This is a genomic window from Asticcacaulis solisilvae (assembly GCF_017875235.1).
GTDB classification, from domain to species: Bacteria; Pseudomonadota; Alphaproteobacteria; order Caulobacterales; family Caulobacteraceae; genus Asticcacaulis; species Asticcacaulis solisilvae_A.
Genome location: NZ_JAGGMI010000008.1, coordinates 135,809 through 148,156 on the forward strand (window position 1 = coordinate 135,809; position 12,348 = coordinate 148,156).

10 protein-coding genes are annotated in these 12,348 nt (G+C 60.2%); 7 read left to right on the forward strand and 3 right to left on the reverse strand.

What is annotated here, in order from left to right:
* Positions 1-11 precede the first annotated feature (11 nt).
* Positions 12-1,202 carry a hypothetical protein gene (locus J2X24_RS14560; protein ID WP_209723110.1) on the reverse strand — a complete coding sequence of 397 codons (1,191 nt, stop codon included), beginning with the start codon at positions 1,200-1,202 and terminating at the stop codon, positions 12-14.
* A 110-nt stretch (positions 1,203-1,312) separates the two neighbouring features.
* On the reverse strand, positions 1,313-2,806 hold the full coding sequence (locus J2X24_RS14565) for a tryptophan halogenase family protein (RefSeq protein ID WP_209723113.1): 1,494 nt from the start codon (positions 2,804-2,806) through the stop codon (positions 1,313-1,315).
* Between the two features lie 235 nt (positions 2,807-3,041).
* On the opposite strand from J2X24_RS14565, the gene J2X24_RS14570 reads away from it, so the two are divergent.
* From J2X24_RS14570 to J2X24_RS22950, 7 genes are all read left to right on the forward strand, one after another.
* Complete coding sequence (locus J2X24_RS14570) at positions 3,042-4,562, forward strand: tryptophan halogenase family protein (RefSeq protein WP_209723116.1); 1,521 nt, start codon at positions 3,042-3,044, stop codon at positions 4,560-4,562.
* Complete coding sequence (locus J2X24_RS14575) at positions 4,555-6,054, forward strand: tryptophan halogenase family protein (RefSeq protein WP_209723118.1); 1,500 nt, start codon at positions 4,555-4,557, stop codon at positions 6,052-6,054. Before J2X24_RS14570 ends, J2X24_RS14575 begins: the two co-directional genes overlap by 8 nt.
* Positions 6,055-6,274: 220 nt before the next feature.
* Positions 6,275-6,826, forward strand: coding sequence for a calcium-binding protein (locus tag J2X24_RS14580; RefSeq protein ID WP_209723121.1), 552 nt, complete (start codon positions 6,275-6,277; stop codon positions 6,824-6,826).
* Between the two features lie 70 nt (positions 6,827-6,896).
* Positions 6,897-7,247 carry a nuclear transport factor 2 family protein gene (locus J2X24_RS14585; protein WP_209723125.1) on the forward strand — a complete coding sequence of 117 codons (351 nt, stop codon included), beginning with the start codon at positions 6,897-6,899 and terminating at the stop codon, positions 7,245-7,247.
* Between the two features lie 367 nt (positions 7,248-7,614).
* Entirely contained in the window at positions 7,615-9,108 is a 1,494-nt protein-coding gene (locus tag J2X24_RS14590) for a DUF7125 family protein (protein WP_209723128.1), read from the forward strand.
* A complete protein-coding gene (locus tag J2X24_RS14595) occupies positions 9,105-10,700 on the forward strand; it encodes an ATP-binding protein (RefSeq protein ID WP_209723131.1) in 1,596 nt (531 codons plus the stop codon). The genes J2X24_RS14590 and J2X24_RS14595 overlap by 4 nt, the downstream gene beginning before the upstream one ends.
* 145 nt (positions 10,701-10,845) lie before the next feature.
* Positions 10,846-11,625: a nucleotidyltransferase family protein gene (locus J2X24_RS22950; RefSeq protein ID WP_209723134.1), complete on the forward strand. Its 780-nt coding sequence runs from the start codon at positions 10,846-10,848 to the stop codon at positions 11,623-11,625.
* Here the strand turns inward: J2X24_RS22950 and J2X24_RS14605 are convergent.
* Entirely contained in the window at positions 11,572-12,324 is a 753-nt protein-coding gene (locus J2X24_RS14605) for a nucleotidyltransferase family protein (protein ID WP_209723137.1), read from the reverse strand. The two genes, J2X24_RS22950 and J2X24_RS14605, sit on opposite strands and share 54 nt — an antisense overlap.
* Positions 12,325-12,348: the final 24 nt, after the last annotated feature.

A 12,348-nucleotide genomic window follows, 5' to 3' on the forward strand; every position in this document is an offset into this window, starting at 1 on the left:
CCGCCCGTGCCTCAGAACAGTGCGGGGAAGTAGGCCTTCGCCTCCGGCCGCCACAACGTCTTCAACTCGGCATAGGGCACGACATAATATTCGCCCAGGCAGGCACTCATTACATGCGGCACGTCGGTCAGGCTGAAGACCAGCCCCTTGGCGTTGAACGACAGGGTATAACCATAGCCCAGGTCCTCGACCACGCAGTCCGGCATGTCGGCGGCGCCGACGAACCACGGCGATTTCGGGGTCAGCTTCGCCTCCAGCGCCTTGTACTGCGCCGTCTCTGGCAGTTCGTCGCCTTCCTTCCAGCCTGCCGGCGTATCGTACAGCTTCAGCAGGCGGTTCATGTCGAGATTGCCCCCCGTCCTGAGGTCATAGCCCGCCAGCGACCAGAAATTGTTGGGATGCGCCCCGCCGCAATAGGTGCTGCCCGACTGCTCGACGAACATCAGGGCCGGTGTCACATAGCCGACCTTCACGTCGATATCCTCATAGCCTCCGAAGCCTTCGATCTGGTCGTTCTCCTTGCGCAGTTCGGCGCATTCCAGCGCACCCGACTGGTTGGCGTGCCGCCGGATGTCGAGTCGCGCATTGATCGTCTTCAGCATGGCCGGGTCCGCCATTTGGGTCATGCGGATAAAGCTTACGCCCGTGCTTTTGTGCGTGACCATGCGGTAGCCGACACCGTTCACGCGCGTTTCCGGGCCGTCGACCAAGTCGCCGTCATAAAGCTTCTGCAGGAAGGGATTGCCGCCGGCGGCCACCAGCACCTCTTCGTCCGAAACGACCATGGCCAGGGCGGAGGCCGTCTTCACATTCAGCGTCGTCGGGTAGTCGCGCGCGGAGACGCGCCTGAGCGCGACCGCTATGCGCGCTGGCTTGCGCGCGGCCTGCCAGGTGCCTTTCAGCCCCTCGCCCGCCGCGATCAGCTTCAGGGTCGCCGTCGCCGGACAGGTCTCTTCGTAGCAGGCCGGATCGCTTTCAGTGAAGGTCAGTGGCGCTGTCCCTGCCTGAAGCGCGATCGGGGTGCGGTATTTGCTGTAGAAGTACTGGCCTGACCGCAAGGTGGTGTTGCCGTCGCGGTAGCTGAGGACTTCCAGAACGACGGGGCTCTTGCCGATCGTGCCTTCATAGACGTCCTGGTGGATGGCCTGCGCGGCGGCGGGCAGCGCCAACAGGCTCAACAGCGCGGCGAGACAGAGACGCATGGCAATACCCCCTGGATGAGTTTGCCCATTCTTATCACGCTCCCGCCGGCGGGCAAGCGGGGCGACGCGCCATCTCCCGGCGTCCATCTACGAAGGCGCCGCCTTCCCCTCTACGCCGCCGGTTCCGCCGCGCAATACTGCCGCAGGAAGGTCTCGTAATCCGGCAGCTTGGCCAGGGTCTCGGCGACGTTCGCCCGCATGGCGTCCAGCGACGCCCGCAGCTTATCCGGCGAGGTCAGCCGGGCGGCGTGGTGATAGCCCTCGGCATGAACACGCTGGCCCGGCAGCACCTGCAGCCACGAATCGATGCGGAAGATCTCGTCCTCCTCCTGGTAGAGATGGCCGGTCTCGCGAAACAACTGCATGCGGAGCGCCAGGTCGTCCGGCACCGGATTGTCGCGGCGGGCGCGCCAGTAGTCGTTGTCGTCGCGCTCGGTCGCCTTGTAGTGCATGATGACGAAGTTGCGGATCTTCTCCACCTCGCGCGCGGTCGCGGTATTGAAACGCTGGACCAACGGCTCTCGGATGCCCTCGAACGGGAACATCTGCGCCAGGCGGACGGCGCAGATCTGCATCAGGTGGATATTGGTCGATTCCAGCGGCTCGATAAAGCCTGACGCCAGCCCGAACGCGATGACGTTCTTGTTCCAGATCTTCTTGCGCCGCCCGGTGCGGAAGCGGATGTGGATCGGCTCGCTGATCACCTTCGCCTGGAGCTGCGTCATGAAGGTGGCGTGGGCCTCGTCGTCCGACATGTGGTTGTTCGAGTATACGAAGCCGTTGCCGATGCGGTGCTGGAGCGGGATTTCCCACCGCCAGCCGGCGGAATGGGCAATCGCGCTGGTATAGGGGTTGAGACGGCCATAAAGCTCAGTCTGGCACGCCCAGGCGCTGTTGTTGGCCAGCCAGTGGTCCCAGTCCTCATAGCCCGTCTTCAGGGTCTGTTCGATCAGTATGCCCCTGAAGCCCGTGCAGTCGATGAACAGGTCGCCCTCGATGCGCTGGCCGGACTCGAGCGAGATGGCGGTAACAAAACCCGTCTCCGCGTCCTGGTCGACGTGGTTGATCCGGCCTTCGATGCGTCTAACGCCCGCGGCCTCGGCATGGCGGCGCAGGTAAGGCCCGTAGAGCGCGGTGTCGAAATGATAGGCGTAGCTCAGCGGCCCGTCCGGCCCGGCATAGAACCTGGCCGCTTCGCCCGCCAGCAGTTCCAGGCAATACTCCTGAAGGTCGCCGCCGAACCCCAGCGACCTGGCGTGCAGCCACATGTGGTGGAACGGCGCCAGCCACGGCGACTTGCCGACAAAGCCGAACGAGTGGAAATAGTGATCGCCGATCCGCGACCAGTTGTCGAAGGAAATGCCCAGCTTGATCCCGGCCTGGCAGTTGCGCATGAAGTCGCGCTCATCGATGCCGAGATTGCGGTGGAACGAGCGGATGGTCGGGATGGTCGCCTCGCCGACGCCGACAATGCCAATCTCGGCCGATTCGACTAAAGTGATGTCGAGCAACGGCCCCAGAAGCTTGCCGAGCGCCGTCGCGACGCACCAGCCGGCCGTGCCGCCGCCCGCGATGACGACCTTGCGGATAACCTGTTCAGCCATGATGTCTCCCCGAAATTTTTTATGGTTGGACAGCCCGCCGCGCGCATGGCTCGGCGCGTGGGGGAGGATGTCCCAGCTATAGCCGATGTTACCGCTAAAACATCATCCAATTTTACGCCAGGCCGGCATCTCGCCGGCAAATTCGTCGCGGCCCCAGGCATGGCAATATCCCGCTTGACGCCGGATGCTCCCGCCTGCGACACATTGAAAAAAACAAATCAGCAAAGGGAGCGGGATGGACAGCCGGACGCCACGAAAAATCGTCATACTGGGCGGAGGCACGGCCGGATGGATGCTGGCCGCCTCCCTGACCAAGGTTTTCAACACGCGCCAGACCTCGGTGCGCCTGATCGAGTCCGGTGAGATCGGCATTGTCGGCGTCGGGGAATCGACCCTGCCGCAGGTGCGCGACTTCAACCAGTTCCTGGGGCTGGACGAAGTCGAGTTCATGCGCGAAACCAACGCAACCTTCAAGCTGGCGATCGAGTTCCGCGACTGGGCGCGCAAGGGCGATGTCTATTTCCATCCGTTCGGCACCCACGGACACCCCATCGAAGGCGTGCCCTTCTTCCAGTGCTGGCTGAGGGCCAAGGCGCACGGCCACCACTTCAATATCGACGACTTCTCATACCCCAGCGTCGCCAGCCGTGAGCAGAAGTTCGAATTCCCGTCCGAAGACCTGACGTCGATCCGTTCGACCTACTCCTACGCCTATCATTTCGATGCCTATCTCTATGCCAAATACCTGCGGCGCTGGTCGGAAAAGCGCGGCCTCAAGCGCACCGAAGGCACGGTGGTCGATGTCACGCTCCACCCGGAAAACGGCTACATCAAGTCCCTGACCCTGGCGTCGGGCGAGGTCGTCAAGGGCGACATCTTCATCGACTGTTCGGGCTTCCGCGCCCTGCTGATCGGCGAAGCGCTCAAGGTCGGCTGGGAGGACTGGGCGGACTGGCTGCCGTGCGACCGGGCGTGGGCCATCTCGTGCGGCCTCGACGATGAATACTTCGCCACGACGCGCTGCACGGCGCGCGAGGCCGGCTGGCAGTGGCGCATTCCCCTTCAGAACCGCATCGGCACCGGCTACGTCTTCTCCAGCCGCTTCACGACCGAAGAGCGGGCGCGCGAAGTGCTGATGGAGAATCTCGACGGTCCCGCCATCGGCGATCCACGCCTGATCCGCTTCCGCTCCGGCCGCCGCAAGACGTCCTGGTACAAAAACTGCATTTCGCTCGGCCTGGCCAGCGGCTTCCTCGAGCCCCTGGAATCGACCAGCATCTACATGTCCCAGATCGCCGTGAATTTCCTGATGCGGCTGTTTCCGGAACAGGAGATCGATCCCGCCCTGGCCGAGGAATATAACCGCCTGGTCGATATCGAATATACCCGCGTCCGCGACTTCCTGGTGTTGCACTACCACGCTTCGGGCGAACGCACCGGCGACCTGTGGAAGCACGTCCAGACCATGACGCTGCCGGACAGCCTCTCCGACAAGATGGAGATCTTCAGGCGGCGCGGCCACATCCACCGCTACAAGGACGGGCTGTTCTCGCCGGCCAGCTGGATCGCGGTCTATACCGGCCAGCGCATTTCGCCGGGCGGCTATGATCCCCAGGCCGACAATATCAGCCTCGATACCATGCTGAAGACCATGACCGACCTGCGCGACCACATTGCGTCCAATGTCGCGACCATGCCGGGGCACTACGACTTCGTGCGCGATTACACCCACTCCAAAGGCGCAGCGCATGTCTGAAGCTTCCCGGATCCGTAAACTCGTCATCGTCGGACGCGACGAAGCGCTCTGGCTGGCCGCCAGCATCCTGCGCGGGTCATTCCATCGCACCGCGATCGAAATCACCGCCGTCGAGCTGCCGTCACGACGCCACGCCATCGACGTCATCCCTACCCTGCGCAACCAGCAGGCCTTCCACGGCCTGCTGCACATTCCCGAAGGGCCGTTGATGGGTACGGCGCAGGCGACATTCACCCTGGGCCAGCGCTTCGTCGGATTTTCCGGAGGCGAGCCCCCGTTTACGCATCCTTACGGCACCTATGGCCCGGCGATCAACCGCGTACGCTTTCACCAGTTCTGGGTGAAGGCGCACAAGAAGGGACAGGCGCAGGCCTACGACACCTTCTCGCTGAACGCCGCCGCCGCCGGCAAGGGCCGCTTCTTCCTGCCCGACAACGACATCGACGCCTTCGCCGAATGTGACTACGGCTATCATCTCGACGCCGTTGCCTATTGCCAGGTCCTGAAGCAGTTATTGCTGGCCCGCGGCGGCGTCACCCATATCGAAACCACCGGCATTGGCGCCGTCACGCGCGACCCGGCAAACGGCGATATCGCCTCGGTGCAACTGGCGAACGGCCATGCCGTCACCGGCGACCTGTTCATCGACGCGTCCGGCGCCGACAGCCTGCTGCTGGGCGAAGCGATGCAGGCGCCGTTGGTGTCGTGGACGCAATGGTTCCCCTGCGACCGCGTCCTGACAGCCATGGGGCCGCCGCTTAGCCCCCTGCCCGCCTTCAGCCAGGTCTCCGCGTTCCGTTCCGGCTGGACCATGCTGACGCCCCTGCGCAACCGCACCGGCATCCAGCTTGTCTATCGCGGCGCCGAACTGAGCGACACGGACGCCACCAACATGGCCCCCAGGCTGATGGGGTTGCCACTGGCGCCCGTTACCCATGTCGCGGCCAGTGCGCCAGGCTTCCGTCAGCCCTGGGTCGGCAACTGCATCGGCATCGGCGAGGCCTCCACCCGCTTCGACCCGATCGACAATGTCGGGCTGCAAAGCCTCATGCTGGGGCTGTCGCACCTGACGTCGCTCCTGCCGCTCGACCGGAACATGGCGGCGGAACGCAAGGAGTTCAATCTCAACGTCACCTCGGGGCTGGAACGCCTGCGCGACTACCAGATCTGTCACTACAAGCTGAACAAGCGGGTGGGTGAGCCCATGTGGGACCAATGCCGCGACATGGCCGTACCCGACGCCCTGGCTTACAAGATCAAGCTGTTCGCGGCGCGCGGCCACCTGGTCGAATACGACGACGAAACCTTCGTCGAACACGACTGGCACGCCCTGTTCCTCGGGCATGGCCTCATTCCGGGCGCCTACGACCCGGTGGTCGACCAGACGCCGGACACCGAGGTGGCCCGGCAGCTTCAACAGCGACTCACCTTCATCAAGGAGAAGGTCGCGGACATGAAGCCGATGGAGGCCTATTTTACCCACAAGGGATAGCCACCGTGCCAGGCGCAAAACCCGGCCAACCGTTAGTGTTAACGTCACACTTACGATTTCTTCACTTTCGTAAGCGGGCCGCCGTCACGAATTTTAATGCGTACACCATTAAACACAACAACGGGGAACGGCGCCCCATAAGCGCGTTCCTATAATCCGCACATAGTACTGCGTTGCGTTGCCTGCAGAGCGATTCAACCGCTGCCACCTGGAGATACAAATGAGCTCTTATTTCTTCCCTCAAATCGAGGGTCAGAAGACCGACGACGACATCACGGGCACCACCGGCGCCGATTCGATCCGCGCCAAGGCCGGCGCCGACATCATTAACGGCGGCACGGGCGAGGACTTCATCACCGGCGACGCCGGCAATGACAACATCACCGCCGGCAAAGGCAATGACCGCGTGGCCGGCAACGACGGCGACGACATCATCTACGCCCGCGCGGGCGACGATATCGTACTGGGCGGCGCTGGCGACGACCGTATCATGGGCGATGCCGGCAATGACTGGATCTGGGGCGGCACGGGCAACGACCTGCTGGCCGGCGGCGCCGACATGGACACCTTCCTGTTCGACTTCGGCGACGGCGACGACAAGATCGTCGACTTCGTCTCGGGCACCGACCATATCGACCTGTCGGCCACCGGCCTGTCCTTCGGCGACCTGGTCGTCACAAGCGGCGCCAGCGGCACGACCGTCACCTACGGTTCGGACACCATCTTCCTGAAGGGCGTGGCTTCGGTCAGCGCTTCGGACTTCGTGTTCTAAGCTATCACGCACCGCCAGACTACAGGACGGGGAGCCGCAAGGCTCCCCGTTTTCTTTAAAGGATCTCCAAATGTCCTCAGAAAACAAGGCCGTACTGGAAAGCGCCAATGCCGCCATCACCGCCGGCGACACCGAAGGATTTCTGGCGCACTGCACCGAAGACATCGTGTGGACGGCGGTCGGGGAGATGACTCTGAACGGCAAGGACGCCGTCCGCGAATGGATGGCCGACGCCTACGCGACGCCGCCCAAATTCAGCGTCACCCGGCTTATCGGCGAAGACGACTATGTAACCGCGCTCGGTGAAATCACCAGCCGGGACGACAATGGTCGGCCGGTGCCCAACCTCTATTGCGACGTCTGGCGCTTTCGCGACGGCAGGATGGCCGAGTTGAAGGCGTTCGTCATTCCGACCAAGTGACCGTGGCGATGCGTCAGGTCACAAGCGCCGTCGCGAACCACAGGAGCGGCGCCTGGCCTTGGAAGTCGCCGGTCTAGCGGGGCCGGTCCAGATAGTCGTCCGGCTTGTCCTGGTCCAGCACCATATTCCTCCGGATCAAGGGCATGCTTTCCCTCCTCTGTCCCGCGCTCCACTGCCCGAAGTCGTTTTTGAGGGAAGACTGCACGAGACCACCGATTTACCAAGCGTCAACTTGTTGAAGGTCCCTGTCGTCGGCTTTGCTATGCAAATGGCGGAAGGCGCACCCTGCCCCACATTCCGAATTGCTTTTTTCAATGAACCCTGCGACCGGTTAGGGATTACAGTAAAAAATGGCGTCGAGGGATTGATGCGGAGCGATACGAACGTCGGGACGGGCATAGCCGAGCTTGACGATGTGCTGGGCGGTGGCCTGATCGGCAAACGTGTATATTTGATCCAGGGCGCGCCTGGCTGCGGCAAGACCACGCTTGCCCTGCAATTCCTGCTCGAAGGCGTTCGCAACGGTGAGACCGTCCTCTACGTCACCCTGGCCGAATCGCAGGACGAACTGAAGGCCAATGCCGCCTCGCACGGCTGGAGCCTCGACCACGTCCATTTCTGCGAACTGATCGCCAACGAACTGGACCAGGGCTCAGACCAGAAATACACCATGTTCCACCCGGCCGAGGTCGAGTTGGACGAGACCACCAAGACGGTCATTGCCCATATCGAAAAGCTGAACCCCTCGCGCGTCGTCATCGACTCCATGGCGGAAATCAAGCTTTTGTCACAAAACACCCTGCGCTACCGCCGCGAGGTGCTGGCGCTCAAGACCTTCTTCCAGGGACGCAACTGTACCACCCTGTTCCTCGACGACAAGACCGCCAGCGACGAGGAGGACCGCCAGCTTCAGTCGATCGCGCATGGCGTCTTCAACCTGGAACAGTTGGCGCCCGAATACGGCGCCGAACGCAGACGTCTCAGGGTCACAAAGTTCCGCGGCCGCAAATATCGCGGCGGCTATCACGACTTCGCCATCTCGCGTGGCGGCCTGTCGATTTTTCCGCGGCTGGTGGCGGGCGAGCACGTCCGCGGCCAGGACGTGCGTCAGCTGTCGTCCGGCCTGCCGGAACTCGACAAGCTCCTGGGCGGCGGCATCGAACTGGGAACCAGCCTCCTGCTTCTGGGACCGGCGGGCGCAGGCAAGTCGAGCCTGGGCCTGCAACTGGCGCTTAACGCCGCGCTCGGGGGGGAACGCGCCGCCATTTTTACCTTTGACGAGAGGCTCGAGACCATCCGCCAGCGTGCCAGCGGCATCGGCCAGCAACTGGACGTACAGATCGATAAGGGGCTGGTCAGCATACAGACCGTCGATCCCGCCGAGCTGTCGCCGGGCCAGTTCGCCCATATCGTCCGCGCCGCCGCCGAAGGCCGCGACGGCCAGAGTCCGGCGCGCGTCGTCATGATCGACAGCCTGAACGGCTATCTCAACGCCATGCCGGAAGAAAAGTTCCTGACGGCGCAGTTGCACGAACTGCTTACCTATCTCGGTCACCTCAACGTTGTCACCATCCTCGTCGTCGCCCAACATGGGCTTCTCGGCAATGCCATGCAGGCCCCCCTCGACACCAGCTACCTGGCCGATGGCGTCATCCTGTTCCGCTATTTCGAAGCGCACGGCGAAGTCCGGCAGACGATCGCCGTCGTCAAGAAGCGGACAGGCCATCACGAACGCTCGATCCGCGAGTTCAAGATGGACAAAAACGGCATCCGGGTCGGCGCGCCACTGAAGGATTTCCAGGGCGTCCTGACCGGTACGCCGATCTATCGTGGCGGGACATCGGACCTGATCGCCAAATGACGCAGGCTCCACCCCTTACTGCCGACCGGCGATCTCTTGTCCTCATCCTGGCGCCGACAACACGCGATGGCGAGACGACGCGGCAGATCCTGGCCGACAATGGCATTGACGCCGAGGTTTGCCCCAGCATTGGTGACCTATGTCAAGGCATCATCGCCGGGGCCGACGCAGCGGTCATCACCCAGGAAGCCGTATTGGCGAATCGCGAAGCGCTTGGCCGCGCCCTGGCCGTTCAACCTTCATGGTCGGACTTTCCGCTGATCGTGCTGACACCGTCAACGCTCCAATCGGGCGACACCCTCGCCGCGCTGCAAAGCGTCGGCAACATGACCCTGGTGACGCGGCCGATCTACATTGCCACACTGCTATCGTCGGTGCGCTCGGCCTTGCGCGACCGCCATCGCCAGTACCGCCAGCGCGATAACGAAGAAGCCTTGCGCCGGGCGGTAGCCGCCGCCGAGGCTGCCAATGTCGCCAAGACCGAATTCCTGGCCAATATGAGCCACGAGATCCGCACGCCAATGAACGCGGTCATCGGCCTGTCGCACATCCTGGCCAATTCCAACCCGCTGACTGACAGGCAGGCGCAGTTCATCAAGACCCTGCACATGAGCGCCGAGCAATTGCTGGCGCTGATCAACGACCTGCTGGACATTTCGAAGATCGAGGCGCGCGCCATCGAGCTCGAAGCGATCGAATTTTCGCCCCGTGCCATTGTCAGCGAGGTCGCCAGCATGATCGAGGTCCAGGCGCGCGAAAAAGGCTTGTGGCTCGACTGCGACTGTAGCAGCGTCGGCGATGCCCAGGTCGTGGGCGACCCGACCCGTCTGCGCCAGGTGCTTTTGAACCTGTGCACCAACGCGTTGAAATTCACGTCGTCGGGCGGGATCACCATTACGTGCGGCAAGGCGTCACGGATGGACGGGCCGGAAATGCTGGAAATCACGGTCAGCGACACTGGCGTCGGCATCGCACCGCAGAAACTCGCCACCATCTTCGAGAAGTTCGTCCAGGCCGACACCAGCGTCACGCGCAAGTACGGCGGGACGGGCCTGGGCCTGGCCATCTCCAAGACGCTGATCGACATCATGGGCGGAACGATCAATGTCGAAAGCGTGGAGGGCCAGGGTTCGCGCTTCAGCGTGCGCCTGCCGCTGCGGCCCGCCGCGCCGGCGCCGGACGCCGCCCCCGCCGAGGTGCCGGACGCGATCGACGCGCGCGGCCAGAAGATCCTGCTGGTCGAGGATTCGCCAGCGAATGTCGTGGTGGCGTCGCACCTGCTTGAGGACTACGGCTATGGCGTCGACGTCGCCGAACACGGTGCGGCGGCCCTGAGCAAGCTTCAGACAGGCACGGCCTATTTCGCGATCCTGATGGACGTCCAGATGCCGGTGATGGACGGGCTTGAATGCACGCGCCGCATCCGCCAAGACGAGGCGGACCACGGCAAGCGGCACATGCCAATCATCGGCATGACGGCGCACGCCCAGGCCTCTGATCGCGAAAAATGCTTCGCGGCGGGCATGGACGCCTACCTTCCCAAGCCCTTCGACCCCCGCGACCTGCGCAAGCTTCTGGTCGAGATGGGGTGAGCGGACCCCTTTTGTCGCCTTCGGCTACCTGTAATTGTAGACACCTGACGACTGCCATGACCATATTTGTTTCTCTGTAGTAGTCATTACCGGTCTCAACCTAATATTTGGTGCAAAGTTTAATGCCCCACGTCCTGCAAAGATGATGTCCCCGCTTGTTTTCCAAACAGCGGCCTTAGCTCGACACGAGTTGCAACCATTGGTCCCGCTCTTCCTCAATCTTTGTAAAAGCCACAAGGGCATCGAATTTTTTGGCGTCTCCGGCTCCCATGGACGCGGCGAAGGAACACCCACGTCTGACATCGACTTGGCGATCGTTGGCGCACTGTCGGCGAGCGACTTCGAAGATATCCGATGCCTCATCGCTTCCCTAGCGAACAATTTACCGATAAAGATTCACTATTGGTCAACGGACTCTGACCTGATTCCATACAATACATTATTTCATCTGTTTGAAATTTACTCACTCGCATTCATATGCGGAGACTTAGAAAAGTATGTTATATACAAAATAAAATCGAAGAATTATATTAAATCCTTTCGCCCATCGTTGTTTTTTGACTTATATGAGAATGACGAATTGAACAATAAGCAGAAATATAATATAAAAAGCCGCTTAAATTACTTTAAATTTGGCAGAGGCGCACCTCATCAGATTGTCTTTTTGAAACTATTGAAATTATCCATGTCGAGCAGAGGGATGTTGTTTTTGGAAGATACAGCGCTCTTATATAAACATAGCAATGTAATATCCAAAAAAATATTGAGCATTAGAAATTGCTTTCATCAGGAAAATTCAATTACCGAAATAGCTATTGAAAAAGCTGAATATTTAAAATCAATAAACTATGAAATTTATAAAAAAATACGCTCAACTTTTTCTACTGACGACTTGATCAACAATAATTGCCGCCATAGACCCTAGACTTATATAGTTTACAAAATCATGAGGCACTTGCCGTGGGTCAGCTTTATAAACGATTCTGTGATCTAGGATGCCTATAGCTTCTCGAACTGCCGTTATAATTTGCACCTCGGCGGGAAAGCCATCAGCATCCACAATTATAAAGTGAATTCCATTATAAGGTCTGACACTTGGAATAGAAATGGGATTCAGATAGTAGTTCTTGCAAAGCACAATCTCGTCAAAGAAATTGTCCCACAACTCCCAACACAATCTGATTAAAGAACTGATATCGGAGGCAACAAACCTAAAACGAACCAAATCCCTATAATCAGTATTTATCCGATGGGCGGCGGTTGGCATCGGCTTGCGGTTATCAATTATCGACTTCTGCAGAGAAGGAATTTCTTTGACATTACCGTAGAAAATTGGCCGGACCGTCTCATGAAGTGAAGCAGTGAAGTTACCGAGGCGATACTCGAAATCATGGAAACGACCCTGCAGAAAAGGGCGGTCACTTGCCAACATGCTCAAATCAGAGCGAATTTTAGTCGATTTTGGCTCTTTTTCTGCAACCCTTACAAGTACCCTCTGCAATCTTTTTTGAGCATGCAGCGCCTCAAGCTCAACTCCCTTATCGAAAAGAAGACAAGCCGTATCAATATCATCCCATTTTTGGAATATTCCCTCACTCCTCGCGATATACAGATCCGACCACATCTTATTATAATCTGGAAAATTATT